The sequence below is a fragment of the Acuticoccus kalidii genome (assembly GCF_021556395.1).
Classification (GTDB): domain Bacteria; phylum Pseudomonadota; class Alphaproteobacteria; order Rhizobiales; family Amorphaceae; genus Acuticoccus; species Acuticoccus kalidii.
Genome location: NZ_JAKGCS010000007.1, coordinates 152,822 through 168,062 on the forward strand (window position 1 = coordinate 152,822; position 15,241 = coordinate 168,062).

13 protein-coding genes are annotated in these 15,241 nt (G+C 66.4%); 10 read left to right on the top strand and 3 right to left on the bottom strand.

The genetic code is table 11. The features are described 5' to 3' along the window. Positions 1-70 precede the first annotated feature (70 nt). On the bottom strand, positions 71-1,846 hold the full coding sequence (aspS, locus tag L1787_RS04255) for an aspartate--tRNA ligase (RefSeq protein ID WP_235707293.1): 1,776 nt from the start codon (positions 1,844-1,846) through the stop codon (positions 71-73). 222 nt (positions 1,847-2,068) lie between these two features. Here aspS and L1787_RS04260 point away from each other — a divergent pair, with 222 nt between their 5' ends. Then, on the top strand, positions 2,069-2,602 hold the full coding sequence (locus L1787_RS04260; protein WP_255720235.1) for a 2'-5' RNA ligase family protein: 534 nt from the start codon (positions 2,069-2,071) through the stop codon (positions 2,600-2,602). On the opposite strand, the gene L1787_RS04265 is transcribed toward L1787_RS04260, so the two are convergent. Continuing rightward, positions 2,592-3,749: a reprolysin-like metallopeptidase gene (locus L1787_RS04265; protein WP_235707294.1), complete on the bottom strand. Its 1,158-nt coding sequence runs from the start codon at positions 3,747-3,749 to the stop codon at positions 2,592-2,594. The two genes, L1787_RS04260 and L1787_RS04265, sit on opposite strands and share 11 nt — an antisense overlap. A gap of 229 nt (positions 3,750-3,978) precedes the next feature. On the opposite strand from L1787_RS04265, the gene secG reads away from it, so the two are divergent. The 3 genes from secG to kdsA all read left to right on the top strand — a co-directional run bounded on the left by secG (position 3,979) and on the right by kdsA (position 7,123). Then, a complete protein-coding gene (gene secG / locus L1787_RS25930; protein WP_235707295.1) occupies positions 3,979-4,569 on the top strand; it encodes a preprotein translocase subunit SecG in 591 nt (196 codons plus the stop codon). 94 nt (positions 4,570-4,663) lie between these two features. Continuing rightward, positions 4,664-6,292, top strand: a complete 1,629-nt coding sequence (pyrG, locus tag L1787_RS04275) for a CTP synthase (protein WP_235707296.1) — start codon at positions 4,664-4,666, stop codon at positions 6,290-6,292. Beyond that, on the top strand, positions 6,293-7,123 hold the full coding sequence (gene kdsA / locus L1787_RS04280; protein WP_235707297.1) for a 3-deoxy-8-phosphooctulonate synthase: 831 nt from the start codon (positions 6,293-6,295) through the stop codon (positions 7,121-7,123). A gap of 3 nt (positions 7,124-7,126) precedes the next feature. On the opposite strand, the gene L1787_RS04285 is transcribed toward kdsA, so the two are convergent. Next, positions 7,127-8,065 (bottom strand): LysR family transcriptional regulator, encoded by a 939-nt coding sequence (locus L1787_RS04285; protein WP_235707298.1) that lies wholly within the window; start codon positions 8,063-8,065, stop codon positions 7,127-7,129. Positions 8,066-8,246: 181 nt separating this feature from the next. Here L1787_RS04285 and L1787_RS04290 point away from each other — a divergent pair, with 181 nt between their 5' ends. The 6 genes from L1787_RS04290 to L1787_RS04315 all read left to right on the top strand — a co-directional run bounded on the left by L1787_RS04290 (position 8,247) and on the right by L1787_RS04315 (position 15,218). Beyond that, positions 8,247-9,341, top strand: coding sequence for an ABC transporter substrate-binding protein (locus L1787_RS04290; protein ID WP_235707299.1), 1,095 nt, complete (start codon positions 8,247-8,249; stop codon positions 9,339-9,341). A gap of 90 nt (positions 9,342-9,431) precedes the next feature. Beyond that, positions 9,432-11,156 carry an ABC transporter permease gene (locus tag L1787_RS04295; protein WP_235707300.1) on the top strand — a complete coding sequence of 575 codons (1,725 nt, stop codon included), beginning with the start codon at positions 9,432-9,434 and terminating at the stop codon, positions 11,154-11,156. Continuing rightward, complete coding sequence (locus L1787_RS04300; RefSeq protein ID WP_235707301.1) at positions 11,149-12,231, top strand: ABC transporter ATP-binding protein; 1,083 nt, start codon at positions 11,149-11,151, stop codon at positions 12,229-12,231. The genes L1787_RS04295 and L1787_RS04300 overlap by 8 nt, the downstream gene beginning before the upstream one ends. Positions 12,232-12,253: 22 nt before the next feature. Next, entirely contained in the window at positions 12,254-13,471 is a 1,218-nt protein-coding gene (locus tag L1787_RS04305) for a CaiB/BaiF CoA transferase family protein (protein WP_235707302.1), read from the top strand. Next, positions 13,468-14,364 carry an HpcH/HpaI aldolase/citrate lyase family protein gene (locus L1787_RS04310; RefSeq protein ID WP_235707303.1) on the top strand — a complete coding sequence of 299 codons (897 nt, stop codon included), beginning with the start codon at positions 13,468-13,470 and terminating at the stop codon, positions 14,362-14,364. Before L1787_RS04305 ends, L1787_RS04310 begins: the two co-directional genes overlap by 4 nt. Then, a complete protein-coding gene (locus tag L1787_RS04315; RefSeq protein WP_235707304.1) occupies positions 14,361-15,218 on the top strand; it encodes an HpcH/HpaI aldolase/citrate lyase family protein in 858 nt (285 codons plus the stop codon). The genes L1787_RS04310 and L1787_RS04315 overlap by 4 nt, the downstream gene beginning before the upstream one ends. Positions 15,219-15,241: the final 23 nt, after the last annotated feature.

Consider the following 15,241-nt stretch of genomic DNA (forward strand, 5'->3'; position numbering starts at 1 on the left):
GCGTCGCTTCGCCATTCAAGGCCCCGCAACGCATGCCGGGCGGCCCGCAAAGGCCGCCCGGTTCGCCGTCTCAGTCCGGCAGGTTGAGGCGAAGGTGCAGTTCGCGAAGCTGGGCCGCCGTCACCGTCGACGGAGCGCCCATCATGAGATCCTCGGCACGCTGGTTCATCGGGAACAGCGTCACGTCGCGCAGGTTCTCCTTGCCGCAGAGCAGCATTACGATCCGATCGACACCCGGCGCGATGCCACCATGCGGCGGCGCGCCATACTGAAGCGCGGACAGCATGCCGCCGAACTTTTCCTGCAGCACCGCCTCGTCATAGCCCGCGATCTCGAACGCGCGGCGCATGATCTCCACCTTATGGTTCCGGATCGCGCCGGAGGAGAGTTCGATACCGTTGCAGACGATATCGTACTGGAAGGCGTCGATCGTCAGCGGATCCTTCTCGTTCAGCGCCTCGAGGCCGCCTTGCGGCATCGAGAAGGGGTTGTGCGAGAAATCGATCTCGCCGGTCTCCTCGTTGCGCTCGAACATCGGGAAATCGACGATCCAGCAGAACGCGAATTGATCCTTCTGCGAAAGGCCCAGCTCGTCGCCGATCTTGTTGCGCGCCTCGCCGGCGAACCGCATGAAGTGCTCGGGGTTGCCGGCAACGAAGAAGACCGCGTCACCCGCCTCGAGGCCGAGCTGATTGCGCATCGCCTCGGTCCGCTCCGGGCCGATATTCTTGGCGACCGGGCCGGCGCCTTCCGCCTCGCCCTCGCGCCAGAAGATATACCCGAGCCCCTTCTGCCCCTCGCTTTGCGCCCAGTTGTTCATCCGGTCGCAGAACGCACGGCTGCCGCCGGTCTTGGCCGGGATCGCCCACACCCGCACGCGCGGATCGGACTCGATCATCGAGGCGAAGACCTTGAAGCCGGAGCCGGCGAAGTGCGCCGTCACATCGGCCATCTCGATCGGGTTGCGCAGATCGGGCTTGTCGGAGCCATATTTCGCGAGCGCCTCGCGATAGGGAATGCGCGGGAAGACCTCCGTGACGGGCTTGTCCTCGGCGAACTCCTTGAAGAGATCGCGCAGGACCGGCTCGACCGCGTTGAACACGTCCTCCTGCTCGACGAAGCTCATCTCGATGTCGAGCTGGTAGAATTCGCCCGGCGAACGGTCGGCGCGGGCGTCCTCGTCGCGGAAGCAGGGGGCGATCTGGAAATAGCGGTCGAAGCCCGCGATCATCACGAGCTGCTTGAACTGCTGCGGGGCCTGCGGCAACGCGTAGAACTTGCCCGGATGAAGGCGCGAGGGCACGAGGAAGTCGCGCGCCCCTTCCGGCGACGAGGCCGTCAGGATGGGCGTCTGGAACTCCATGAAGCCCGCCTCGGTCATCCGCCGGCGGATCGAGGCGATGATCTGGCTGCGCTTGACGATGTCCTTGTGGAGCGTCTCGCGGCGCAGATCGAGAAAGCGGTATTTGAGGCGCGTCTCTTCCGGATAATCGGGCTCGCCGAAGATCGGCAGCGGTAGCTCGGGCGCCTTCGACAGGACCTCGATCTCGCGGGCAAACACCTCGATCTTGCCGGTGGGCAGGCGGTCGTTGATCTGCGCGCCGTCGCGCAGCTTGACCTCGCCGTCGATCCGCACCACCCATTCCGCGCGCACCGTCTCGGCGATCTTGAAGGCGGGGGAATCGGGATCGGCGACCACCTGGGTGATGCCATAATGGTCACGCACGTCGATGAACAGGAGGCCGCCATGATCGCGCACCCGGTGCACCCAACCGGAGACGCGGACATTCGAGCCCGCATCGTCGGCGCGAAGGTCGGCACAGGTATGGGAGCGATAGCGGTGCATGGTGCATCTCTTCAGAAGCGGGGGAGGAACCGAGGGCATGGGGCATCCTGCGCGCCCCATGTCAAGCGTCCATCCACGCTTGCCAGTCCCGAGCGAACGCATGACGCCGTTTTTCGCCGGATTTGAACGCCCGCCGCGCGGCTACCCTTCCCCGCCCCGCGCATGGCAGTCCTGTCCGCGCCGCCGCCGGCCGCACCTCGATCCGCCAATTCGGGCCACGAAATGAATGCGATTCGGGAGCCGGCGCCGATCATCGTGACGTTGCAGTTGGACGCGGCGACCGCGGCTCGGTTCGAGGCCGAGCGGCGCGCTCATTTCCCGCCGGCGATCAATCGTGTCGGTGCGCATCTCACGCTCTTTCACGCTTTGCCCGGCAGCGAAGAGACGCGCGTCATGGACATGATTGGCAGGGCGGCGCAACGCGCCCCCTTCCCGCTTGCCGTCGAGGGACTGATGCGCCTCGGCCGCGGCGTCGCCTACCGGATCGCCTCACCCGATCTCGTCGGACTGCGCGGCCGGCTCGCCGAGGCCTTTCACCCCGTCCTGACGCCGCAGGACCGGGAGCGGTTTCGACCGCACGTCACAATACAGAACAAGGTGACGCCGGAGATCGCACGCGAGACCCATGCGCGCCTCTGCGCAACATTCGAGCCCTTCACGGCGCGCGCGGAGGGATTGCAGCTCTGGCATTATCGAGGCGGGCCCTGGTCGCCCCTTGGCGCCGTTCCGTTCGCCGTTTCGCCGGTCAGGCGATGAAATCGGCCTGATCGAAGGCGATCGAGGCCGCTCCCGCGATCACCACGAGGCCGGGCCCGGTGTCGAGGACCATGTTGTCGCCGGTCGGGGTCAAGCGCTGGAGCGCCTCGGCGGCGCTCATGTCGAGGGCGCGAATGTCGATCTGGTCGCCCTGGCCCGGGTGGAAATCGGAGAGGATCTCGGTGCCCTTGTCGCCGCCGACGACGAAGATGTCGGCGCCCCGATGGCCGATCAGGCGGTCGTTCCCGCCGCCGCCTTCGAGCGTGTCGTCGCCCGCGCCGCCGAAGAGGATGTCTTCGCCCGAGCCGCCATGGAGATAGTCGTCGCCCGGTTCGCCGAAGAGGCGGTCGGTGCCGTGGCCGCCAAAGGCGCGATCATCGTCGAGCCCGGCGCGGAGGCGGTCATCGCCGCCATTGCCGAAGAGCGTGTCGCGCCCATGAAACCCATAGAGGAGATCATTGTCGGCCCCGCCGGTGAGACGGTCGGCCCCCTCCCGGCCGAACAGCCTGTCGTTTCCCGCACGGCCGAGGAGGACGCTGTCATCGTTGACGCCGATCAGCGTATCGACGCCCGTCGAGCCGACGACCTTCAGCGTGTTCGATTTCGCGAGGAAGTCGACAGAGACGCCGTCGAACGCGCCAGGTGGGCCGTAGAGGGCCTTGAGGGCTTGCTTGTCGAAGCGCTGAAACGCGGACTTCGCCCCGTCCGCGTCATTGTAACTCATCAGGGTGTTGTTGGTGTTGTCGAGCCGGAGGGGAAGGTTGGGCGAATCATCGAACGGGTGCTTGAGGCCGAGCGCGTGGCCGAACTCATGCAACAAAATCTCGTAGCCGTACGTGCCTTTGGCGAAGCTCTCGAACGAATCGTTCATCGTCAGCTCGCCATAGGAATTCGGATATCGCGCCGAGCTATAGGGATAATGTGCCCATGAGACGCCGTCCGCTTCGGTGTTGTAGCTGATCGACACCATCGCGTCGGCCTTCGCTCCGACCTCGACGAGCGCGATTCCCGCGACGCTCTCAATATGCGGCACAGCGAGGCGAACGGCAGTCTTCAACATATTGTTTGCAGGGAGCTGATCGAACGGCAGGTCGCGCATCGGGGCGAACTCATAGGTGACGATGACCGGGGCTCCGATCTTCGTCATCCCGTTCAGCCGGTAGTTGCCACCGGCGATCACACTGCAGTAATGGCACATGCGAACATCAACCTCGTACGCGGCGCTAGGCGTCTATTCCTAGCAAAGAACGGTCGGTTTGGCGTCGCACCCAGTGTGTCTTTGCCGCCGCATGGCGGAAAGGCGATGCGTGGACGGTGACATCGGCGCCCGGGATCGCTAGATGTCCCGTCGTACCGACCCGAGTAGGCCCTCTGCAATGACAACAGTTATCATCGTCATCCACCTGATGATCGTGATCGCAATGATCGCGGTGATCCTCCTCCAGCGCTCCGAAGGCGGGGCGCTTGGCATTGGAGGCGGCGGTGGTGGCGGCGCGATGTTCTCCGCCCGCGGCAGTGCGAACCTGTTGACCCGGATGACGACGATCCTGGCCGCAGCATTCTTCGCAACCTCGCTTGCGCTGGGCTTGCTCGCGAAGTCGCAGCAGGGCGCGCCGTCGATTCTCGATCGCGGCGGGGTCGATGCGCCTGCGGCCTCGACCCCGCTCGGCGACGACGCGTCGCGCGGCACCGGCGAGGGCATTCTCGATTCGCTGCGCGAATCGTCGGGTGACACGGCGCCGAGCGCGCCCGCCGATGGTGCGGCAGCGCCCGCCCCGTCGACTGGCGCTCCGACCGCACCGAGCGGCGTTCCGGCCGCGCCGAGTGGCTCGCCGAGCGTTCCGGCCGGCACGCCGACCGGACCGGCCGGTTTCCCGACCGTTCCGAGCGGCGCCCCGTCGGCTCCGACCGGCGGCTCGTCCAGCCCGGCGGCGCCCAGCAGCCCGCAAGTCCCGTCGGGCGAGTGAGCACCGGGCCCGCCTCACTCTCCGCCTTCCCGCCGGGGCGTCTCGCCCCGGCCCTCGGTGTCCTCCCCCACCCTCACACGATGATGAGTCTATCGTGACGCGCTACGTCTTCATCACCGGCGGCGTGGTGTCGTCCCTTGGCAAGGGGCTCGCCTCGGCCGCTCTCGGCGCGCTTTTGCAGGCGCGTGGCTATTCGGTTCGCCTTCGCAAGCTCGATCCGTACCTCAACGTCGATCCGGGGACGATGAGCCCCTATCAGCACGGCGAGGTGTTCGTGACCGATGACGGCGCGGAGGCCGACCTCGATCTCGGCCACTATGAGCGCTTTACGGGGCGCGCTGCCAATCGGCACGACAACATCACCACCGGCCGGATCTATCAGGATATCATCGCCAAGGAGCGGCGCGGCGACTATCTGGGCGGCACCGTCCAGGTGATCCCGCACGTCACCGACGCGATCAAGGCGTTCATCGTCTCCGACAACGACGATTACGACTTCGTGCTCGTCGAGATCGGCGGCACGGTGGGCGATATCGAGGGACTGCCCTTCTTCGAGGCGATCCGGCAGCTTTCGACCGAGCTTCCGCGCAACGCAACGCTCTTCATCCACCTGACGCTGATGCCCTTTATCGCCTCGGCCGGTGAGTTGAAGACGAAGCCGACACAGCACTCGGTGAAGGAGCTGCGCTCGATCGGCATCCAGCCCGACATCCTGCTCGTCCGCTGCGACCGTCCGATCCCGCCGAACGAACGGCGCAAGCTCGCCCTCTTCTGCTCGGTGCGGGAGACGAGCGTCATCCCCGCGCTCGACGTCTCGACCATCTACGACGTGCCGATCGCCTATCACCGCGAAGGGCTCGACGACGAGGTCCTCACCTGTTTCGGCATCGAGAACGCGCCGACCCCGTCGCTGACGGGTTGGGCGGAGATCTCGAAGCGCGTGCGCACGCCGGAGGGCGAAGTCACGATCGCCGTCGTCGGCAAATATACCGAGCTCAAGGACGCCTATAAGTCGCTGATCGAGGCGCTCGCCCATGGCGGCATCGCGAACAATGTGCGCGTCAACCTCGATTGGATCGAATCGGAGGTGTTCGAGACGGAGAACCCGGCCGCGCACCTCGAAGGCGTCAACGGGATCCTCGTGCCGGGCGGCTTCGGCGAGCGCGGTTCGGAGGGCAAGATCGCGGCGGCCGGCTTCGCACGGCGGCACGGCGTTCCCTATTTCGGGATCTGTTTCGGGATGCAGATGGCCGTGATCGAGGCCGCACGGCATCTCGCGGACCTGCCCTCGGCAAGCTCCACCGAATTCGGCCCGACGACGGAGCCGGTCGTCGGCCTCCTCACCGAATGGCTGAAGGGCAACGAGCTGGAGCGTCGCCGCGAAGGTGGCGATCTCGGCGGCACGATGCGGCTCGGCGCCTATCAGGCCAACCTCAAGACCGGGACGAAGATCGCCGATATCTACGGCTCGACCGAGATCCACGAGCGGCACCGCCATCGCTATGAGGTCAACATGGCCTACCGTGAGGCGCTGGAATCCGCCGGCATGGTTTTTTCCGGCACGTCTCCCGACGGGGTGCTGCCCGAGACGGTGGAGCTCGTCGACCACCCCTGGTTCATCGGCGTCCAGTTCCACCCGGAACTCAAATCGCGGCCGTTCGAGCCGCACCCGCTCTTCGCCTCCTTCATCGAGGCGGCGATCACCCAATCGAGGCTCGTTTAGATGATCCACAAGGTTGCCGTCGGCGACGCATCCATCGCGAACGATGCGCAGATCGTCCTGATCGCCGGGCCGTGCCAGATGGAATCGCGCGCCCATGCCCTCGAAATGGCGAGCGCGCTCAAGGAGATGTCCGTCGCGCTCGGCATCTCGGTGATCTACAAGACGAGCTACGACAAGGCGAACCGGACCTCGCTCAATGCGGCGCGGGGCATGGGCCTGTCGGCCGCGCTTCCCGTCTTCGCCGAGATCCGCGAATCGATCGGCCTGCCGACGCTGACCGACGTGCACGAGGCGGCGCAGTGCGCCCCCGTCGCCGAGGCGGTCGACGTCCTCCAGATCCCGGCCTTCCTGTGCCGCCAGACGGATCTTCTCCTCGCCGCCGCCGCGACCGGGGCCGCGGTGAATGTGAAGAAGGGCCAGTTTCTCGCCCCCTGGGACATGCGGTTCGTCGCCGAGAAGCTCGCGGGCGGCGGGGCGGAGCGCATCCTCCTCACCGAGCGCGGCGCCTCCTTCGGCTACAACACCCTCGTCTCCGACATGCGGGCTCTGCCGATCATGGCGGAGACCGGCTGGCCGGTGATCTTCGACGCGACACATTCCGTTCAGGCCCCCGGCGGGCTCGGCGGCTCCTCGGGCGGCGACCGGACGATGGTGCCCTATCTCGCCCGCGCGGCGGTCGCGGCAGGGTGCGCCGGCGTCTTCATCGAAACGCACGAGGCGCCGGACCGTGCGCCCTCGGACGGCCCCAACATGGTGCCGCTCGCGCAGTTGCCCGCCCTCGTCTCCACGCTCCTCGAGATCGACCGCCTGGTGAAGGTCGAGGCGGACTGACGCTCAGGTCGTCTGACGCGAGACGCTCGCGCCGCGCCAGACGCCCTCATCGACGAGCCGTTCGGCGGTCTCGACCAAAAGGCGCTTCACCTCCTCGCATGCACGGGTCCGCCCCCTGACGGCCGATGTGGCGAGGGAGACGGTGCGCGTCACCAAAGGAGCCGTCAGCCGCCGCGCGGCCATGCGGCCCGCCTGGATCTCCTCATAGACCGGCCCGCGCGGCAGCACGGTGAAATAGCCGTCAAGCTCGGTGATCATCTTCATCGTGCCCAGCGAATCGATCTCCACCACGACGTTGGGCCTGACACCATTCTCGAGCGACACACGGTCCACGTGGCGGCGCAGCGCATGGGTGGCACCCGGCATTGCGAGGGGGACGTGCTCCAGGGTCTTCAGCGGCACTTCGTCGAGGCCATGACCATCGTCGACCGGGGCGCCGACCAGGAAGAGCTCCTCGCAGATCATCGATTCGATATCGATGGTCCGTTCCGGCCGCGGATCATAGAGGAGGCAGATATCGAGCCGGCCGGCCGCCACCCACTCCTGGAGAAAGCCGGAGAGGCTCTCGATCACGTGGAGTTCGACGGCCGGAAGACGCTCGCGCCAGGCCCGAATCAGAGGGCGCGCGAGGACGGCGTTCACCGATGTCGGCAACCCGACGACCACCCGCCCCGTAACGACGCCGCCGCCGCGGCCGACGACCTCCGGCACCATGTCAAATTGCCGCAAGATGGCGCTCGCCTGATGCAGGAGCCGCTCACCCGCTTCGGTCGGACGGGCGCCTTGCGTATCGCGCCTGACGAGGGTGACGCCGAGCGTCTCCTCCAAGGCGCGCACGTGCCGGCTGAGGGCCGGCTGGGCCACCGAAAGATGGCGCGCGGCCCCCGAGAAGCTGCCGAGCTCCACCACGGCAACGAAATAGCGAAGCTGTCTGATATCCATGGGCCATACCGTTTCGGCATGGACCATAGGCTAAAACAGTATTTTTGATCTAGCGCGATTTATTCGCAGACTGGTCGTGTCGGGTCGCGCCGTGTCCACGGTCCCGACCAAAGGGAACAAATGATCGGTGGGTCTACCGCCGATAGTGGAGAAAACGCTCATGATAAATCGCTCGCGCTCGATGACGCGCGTGGCAGCCGGCGCGTGGCTGATGCTGTCGACCGCAGGCTTCGCCTATGCGCAGGACGTCCCGTCTTATTATCCGGACGACTATCAAGAGATCATCGAAGCCTCCCGGGGTGAGGGACAGCTTCTCATCTATTCGAACATGGCGCAGTACAACTGGGCGCCGGTGATCGAAGGCTTCAACAAGCTCTACCCGTGGATCAACGTCTCGACGCTCGATCTTGAAAGCGACGAGGTCTTCACCCGGTATTATGCCGAGGCGAATTCGGGGGCGAACACCGCCGGCCTGATGGTGAGCGCGACCGTGGACGGTTGGCGCAACTTCATGGACGGCGACAACGCCCTCGACTACCGCTCGGCCGAAGCCGACCAGCTCCCCGATTGGAGCATCCCGGTCGACAATCTCTACACCGTCTCCACCGACCCGATGATCATCGTCTACAACCAGATGACGGTGCCGGAGGATCAGCGGCCGAAGGGAATCGCCGATCTGGCTCGGATCGTCGAGGAATCGGGCGACGCGCTGCGTGGCAAGTTGACGACCTACAACGCGGCGCAGACCTCGTTCGGTCAGGCCATCGATCTCGTCTATCTGCGCGCCCATGGTGACGACGGCTGGAAGTCGTTCGAGACGATCGGCTCCCTCACCCGTTCGGAGGTCTCCTCCGGGCCGATGCTCGCCAAGCTGCAGGCCGGCGAATATTCGATCGGCTACTTCATTTCCGGCATCGTGTTCTTCCCCAAGCTCGAAAACGCGGCGAGCGCGAAGATCATGGGCTGGAACTTCATCGAAGACGGCACGCCGCTCTTCATGCGTCAGATGGCGATCCCCGAGGCGAGCGGCACGCCGGCCTCGGCCAAGCTGATGCTCGACTACATCCTGTCGCAGGCCGGTCAGACGGCGTTCGGCATCGGCGGCCTCACGCCCTATCGTGAAGGCGTCTCGAAGGACGATGTCGCCTTCTACACCTACGATGCGATCAAGGAAGAGATCGGCGAGGACAACATCCTCCTCATCGACTACGACGACGAGCTGATCGCCTCCGACGACTTCATCGAGCGCTGGCGGGAAACCTTCAGCCCGAAATGAGGATCCCGGCCGGGGCCGATGCGCCCCGGCCGGCCGTCCCCGGTGTCGCGCGGCCACGGCCCGCACTCTGCCCCTTTCCAAGGATGAGACATGGCAATCGACGCGCTTTCAGCGCCGAGCCGCGTGCGCGCGAGGCGTTTTGATCGCAACACCGCGATCCAGATCCTCGTAGCTCTGACGACGCTCGCGCTCGTGGTCTTTCCGATCGTTCCGGTCCTCTACCAGGCGGTTCTCGATCGGCCGCTCTACGACGCCAACGCGTCCCTCTCGCTCGGCAATTTCGTCCGCCTCCTCGACACGCCCCGCATGGGGGAGGTTCTCCAGAACACGGCCTATTTCGCGGTCCTCACAACGGTGATCGCGCAGGTTATCGGCGTCGTCACCGCGATCCTCGTCGGCCGGACGGACATTCCGGGCCGCGCCTTTTTCGGCGAGATGCTGCTCTGGCCGCTCTTCCTGTCCCACCTCGTGATCGCCTTCGGTTGGTTCACGATGTACGGCCCGTCCGGCTATGTGACGATGTTCGTGCGCGGGATCATCGGCGTCGAGCCATGGAATCTTTATACCGTCACCGGCATGGGCATCGCCGCCGGCATCGCCCAGGCGCCGCTCGCCTATCTTTATTGCATCGTCGCGACGCGGAACGCCGATCCCAATCTCGAGGACGCCGCCCGCACCGTCGGCGCGAGCCCCTTCCGCATCCTCACCCGCATCACGCTGCCTTTGATGCGCCCGGCGATCATCTTCGGGGTGATCATGAACTTCGTGATCGCGATCGAGATGCTGTCGATCCCGCTGGTCTTCGGTGGACCGCTGCAGATCGAGCTCTTCACCACCTACCTCTATCATGAGGTCTTCGGCCAGACGACGCCGGACTATGGCCTCGTCGCGGCGGCCTCGCTGGTGCTGCTCCTTCTCGTCGTCGGGTTGATGGTGTTGCAGGGCCGGCTGATGCGCAACAACCAGCGCTTCGTCACGGTCGGCGGCAAAGCCTCCCGTCCGCGCCGCTTCACGCTCGGACGCTGGCGCTGGGTCGCGTTCGGTGTGCTCCTCGCCTACGTCGTCCTGGCGGTGATCGTGATCCTGGGCGGGCTCATCCTGCGGTCATTCACGGTGTTTTTGTCACCGCTGATGCCGCTGTGGGAGGTGCTCACCTTCGACAACTATCAGATGCTCCTCTCTTACCCGGTCTATATGCGCTCGATCTGGAACACGATCGCGATCGCGACCGTGGGCGCTGCGATCGGGACGGTGTTGATCGCGCTCGTCGCCATCGTCGCCAACCGGTCGGAGTTCCGCTGGCGCCGGCAGCTCGAATATGTGGCGATCCTGCCGCGCGCCATTCCGGGCTTCATCGCCGGTATCGGCATCTTCTATGCAATGAGCCTGTTTCCGCCGCTCGGCTGGCTGCGCAACACGATCTGGCTCCTGATGATCGCCTATATCATGCGCTATCTGCCGACCGGTTACGGCGCGGTCTCCCCGGCCCTTGCCCAGCTCGGCGCCGATCTCGACCGCAGCGCGCGCACGGTGGGGGCCGACTGGTGGCGCACCTCGCGCTCCATCGTGCTGCCCCTTCTCACCCCGGCGCTGTTCTCCTGTTACGCGCTGCTCTTCATCCATTTCCTGAAGGAATACGTCACCGCCGTGTTCCTCTTCGCCCCCGGCAGCGAGGTGATCGGGACGACGATGCTGCAATTCTGGACCAACGGCGACAATGGCCCGGTCTCTGCGCTCGCCTCCGTCCAGATCCTGATCACGGTCGTCTTCGTCACCGCCGCGCGAAAGATCCTCGGAGTGAAAATCTATGGCTGAGCTCGTGGTCAACGGCCTCACGCGGTCCTTCGGCGACGTGCGCGCCGTCGATGGGATCGACTTCACCGTCGCCGACGGCGAGTTCCTCACCCTTCTCGGCCCGTCCGGGTGCGGCAAGTCGACGACGCTCGCGGCCGTCGCCGGTCTCGATAAGCCCGATGGCGGGCGCATCACGCTCGGTTCCGACGTCTTCTTCGACGCCGCGGATGGAACCTTCGTGCCGTCCGAGCGGCGCGAGATCGGCCTCGTCTTCCAGTCCTACGCGCTCTGGCCGCATCTCACGGTGCGGCAGAATCTGGAGTTTCCGCTGAAACTTCGGAACATCAAGCGCAAGGACCGGGCGCAGCGCATCGAGGAGGCGCTCGGCCTCGTCGAGATGACGGCCTACGCGGACCGCTATCCGCACGCTCTGTCGGGCGGCCAGCAGCAGCGCGTCGCCCTCGCCCGCACCCTCGTCTACCGGCCGGGACTGCTCCTCCTCGACGAGCCGCTCTCCAACCTCGACGCCAAGCTGCGGGAGCGGGCGCGCACCTGGCTGCGCCACCTTCAGAGCCATGTGCGGGTGACGACCGTCTATGTCACCCACGACCAGGCCGAGGCGCTCGCTTTGTCGGATCGCATCGCGGTGATGAACGGGGGCAAGATCGCCCAGCTCGCCGACCCGCACACGATCTACGACCGTCCGGCCGACGCCTTCATCGCCGACTTCATCGGCTCCAGCAATTTTCTTTGCGGGACGGTGACGGAGGCCGACCACGGCACCGTCAAGGTCGATCTCGACGGCGCCGCCGCGCTGATCGCCCCTTCGGCACGGCCGCTCACGGCCGGGACCCGGGTGCGCGTGTCGGTGCGGCCGGAGCAGATCGAGATCGTGGAGCCGGGCACCGCCGGGCCCAACGTCTTCCCGGTCACGATCGAGGAGCGCACCTTCCTCGGTGCCTACAACACGCTCGAGGTGAAGGCCGGCGAGAACGCCTTCCGCGTCGAGTGCCGCCGCGTGCCCGACACCGACATGATCCACGTCCACATCCCCGAGACCGCCGGCATCGTCTTCCCCGAGACGGCCAGCCGCTGACCGCCCTTCCCGAGGACTATTCATGGGTATTCCCTCCATCGATTTCGATCCCGACGCCGATTGCCCGCTCGACGGCGTCCGCGTGCTCGACTTTTCCCGTCTCGTCGCCGGCAACATGCTGTCCCTCCAGCTCGCCGATTTCGGCGCCGAGGTCGTCAAGGTCGAGGTGCCGGGGACGGGCGACACGCTGCGCCATTGGCGCAACAACGGCCATGACCTTCACTGGAAGGTCTATGGCCGCAACAAGAAGAGCATCACGCTGAACCTCAAGGACCCCGACGCGCGCGAGATGGTCCTCAAGCTCGTTCCGCATTTCGATGTGATGACCGAAAGTTTCCGCTTCGGTTATCTGGAGCGGATGGGGATCGGGCCGGACGAGCTGATGAAGGCCAATCCCAATCTCATCCTCGTGCGCGTCTCGGGCTTCGGGCAGACGGGTCCCTACAGCACGCGGCCGGGCTTCGGCACCCTCGTCGAGGCGATGTCGGGCTTTGCCTCCAATAACGGCTTCGAGGACCGCGAGCCGGTGCTGCCGCCGCTCGCGATGGCCGACATGATCGCCGGCCTCTATGGCGCGATGGCGACCGTGATCGCGGTGCGCAATGTGGAGCAGAAAGGCGGCAAGGGGCAGGTCGTCGATCTCAGCCTCCTTGAATCGATCTTCTCGACGCTCGGGCCCGAGGCTGCCGTCCACACCGTCACCGGGCGGGTGCGCAAGCGGGTCGGCAGCGGTTCCGAATCGTCCTCCCCCCGCAACGTCTATGCGACGAATGACGGCGGATGGGTGGCGATTTCCGCCTCCACCCAACGCATGACCGAGCGCCTTTTCACCGCGATCGGGCGGCCCGAGATGATCACCGATCCGCGTTTTGCGACGAATGCCGACCGGGTGGAGCACCGCCAGGAGGTCGACACCGTGGTCGGCGCCTTCATCAAGGCGAAGTCGCTGAAGGACGCGATCGCCTTTTTCGAAGAACAGGGGATCACTGCCGCGCCGGTCTACGATATCAGCCAGTTCCTCGCCGATCCGCACGTTCAGGAACGCGGCATCGTGGTGAACATGCCCGACGCCGATCTCGGCGAAGTGGCGACGCACAACATCACGCCGCGTCTGTCCGGCACGCCCGGCCGCTTCCGCCGCCCGCCCCCCGAAATCGGCGAGCACAATGAAGAGATCTGGGGCCGCATCGGCTATTCGCCGGCCGATGTCGCCGCGCTCGCCGAACGAGGCACGATATGAACGCTGCGCTCCCCGCCTGGCGCTCCCTCCTCTACGTTCCGGTCAATGTCGAGGCGTTCGTCGCGAAGGCGCATCTGCGCGGCGCGGACGCCATCATCCTCGACCTTGAAGACAGCATCGCCGTCGCCGACAAGGCCGCCGCGCGCGGTCTCGTGCGCGCCGCGGCGGCGCGGGTCGGGGCGAACGGGGCGGATGTCCTGGTGCGCATCAACCGGCCTTTGTCGCTCGCCGTCGCCGATATCGCGGCGGCGGTCGCTCCGGAGGTCGCGGGCCTGCTGCTACCCAAGATCGACAGCGCCTCGCACGTGCGCCTCCTCGCCGAGCTCGTCGACGAATGCGAGGCGGCGGCCGGCATGAAGCCCGGCCACACACGCCTCATCCCGATGATCGAGACGGCGGAGGCCTTTCCCCGCATGGCCGAGATCGCGGCGGCGCATCCGCGCAATGTCGCCCTGTCACTCGGCGGCGAGGATTTCGCGCTCGCGACCCATTCGGAGCCGACGCCGGAGGTGCTTCTTTATCCGAAGCAGGCGCTCGTGATCGCCGCCCGTGGCGCCGGACTGCTGCCGATCGGCCTCATCGGCACCGTCGCCGACTACAAGGACGTCGACGGCGTCCGCGAGGTCGCCCGCCGCTCGCGCCGTTTCGGCTTTGCGGCGGGAACCGGGATCCATCCGGGCGTCGTCGCCGCGCTCAATGACGGGTTCGGGCCGAGCGAGGACGAGGTCGCGAGCGCCCGGCGCATCGTCGCCGCGTTCGCGGCGGCGGAGCAAGCGGGCCGCGGCTCGGTCGAGGTCGATGGCCGCATGGTCGATATTCCGGTGGTGGAGCGGGCGAAGGCGGTGATCGCCCGCGTCGAAGCGCTCGCCGCCAAAGCGAAGGACGTCATATGAAACCGAACCGGACCTATCTCTTCGTTCCGGGCACCGAGGAGCGGAAGACGGAAAAGGCGCTCGCGAGCAGCGCCGACGCCCTGATCCTCGACCTCGAGGACGCGGTGGCGATCTCCGAAAAGCCGCGTGCCCGCGACATGGTGCGCGAACGGCTGCGCTCCGTCTCACCGGAACGCCAGGTCTTCGTGCGTGTCAACGACATGGAGACCGGGATGACGGCGGAGGATCTGCGCGCCGTCTGCGTCGGCGGGATCGCCGGCATCATCCTTCCGAAGGTCGAGGGCGCGGAGACGATCCGCTCCGTCTCGAAGATGATCGACAATCTGGAGCGCGCCGAGGGTCTGCCCGCCGGGCGGATCGTGCTCAACGCGATCATCGAGACCGGGCGCGGCATCGCCCACGCCGTTTCGATCGCGGAGGCGGGCGGCCGGCTCAACGCGCTGATGTTCGGCGCCGGGGACTATACGGCCGATATCGGCATCCCGACGGCCAATGTCGGCCCCCACATCCTCCACGGCAAGATCGCGACGGTGATCGCATCGCGCGCCGGCGGACTCGCCCCGCCGATCGACACGGTGTTCTTCGACGTGACGGATGCGGAGGGCCTCGCGGCCGACTGCGCCGAGGCGAAGGCGCTCGGCTATTTCGGCAAAGCGGTCATCCATCCGAACCAGATCGAGACCACCAACGCCGCCTTCACCCCGGACGAGGCCGAACTCGCCGGTGCGCGGCGCATCGTCGACAGCTTCCGCGAGGCGGAGGCGCGCGGGCTGGGCGCGGTGACGGTGGACGGCAAGCTCGTCGACTACGCCATGGTGAAGACGGCGGAAAAGACGCTCGAACGCGCCCGCTGAGGCGAACGCGCGCCGGGCCGGGT

Coding starts and splice junctions, on each gene's coding strand:
- L1787_RS04305 (WP_235707302.1), top strand. CDS start 12,254: ATGGGTATTCCCTCCATCGATTTCGATCCCGACGCCGATTGCCCGCTC.
- L1787_RS04300 (WP_235707301.1), top strand. CDS start 11,149: ATGGCTGAGCTCGTGGTCAACGGCCTCACGCGGTCCTTCGGCGACGTG.
- kdsA (WP_235707297.1), top strand. CDS start 6,293: ATGATCCACAAGGTTGCCGTCGGCGACGCATCCATCGCGAACGATGCG.
- L1787_RS04290 (WP_235707299.1), top strand. CDS start 8,247: ATGACGCGCGTGGCAGCCGGCGCGTGGCTGATGCTGTCGACCGCAGGC.
- L1787_RS04315 (WP_235707304.1), top strand. CDS start 14,361: ATGAAACCGAACCGGACCTATCTCTTCGTTCCGGGCACCGAGGAGCGG.
- secG (WP_235707295.1), top strand. CDS start 3,979: ATGACAACAGTTATCATCGTCATCCACCTGATGATCGTGATCGCAATG.
- L1787_RS04295 (WP_235707300.1), top strand. CDS start 9,432: ATGGCAATCGACGCGCTTTCAGCGCCGAGCCGCGTGCGCGCGAGGCGT.
- L1787_RS04260 (WP_255720235.1), top strand. CDS start 2,069: ATGAATGCGATTCGGGAGCCGGCGCCGATCATCGTGACGTTGCAGTTG.
- L1787_RS04265 (WP_235707294.1), bottom strand. CDS start 3,749: ATGACGAAGATCGGAGCCCCGGTCATCGTCACCTATGAGTTCGCCCCG.
- aspS (WP_235707293.1), bottom strand. CDS start 1,846: ATGCACCGCTATCGCTCCCATACCTGTGCCGACCTTCGCGCCGACGAT.
- L1787_RS04310 (WP_235707303.1), top strand. CDS start 13,468: ATGAACGCTGCGCTCCCCGCCTGGCGCTCCCTCCTCTACGTTCCGGTC.
- L1787_RS04285 (WP_235707298.1), bottom strand. CDS start 8,065: ATGGATATCAGACAGCTTCGCTATTTCGTTGCCGTGGTGGAGCTCGGC.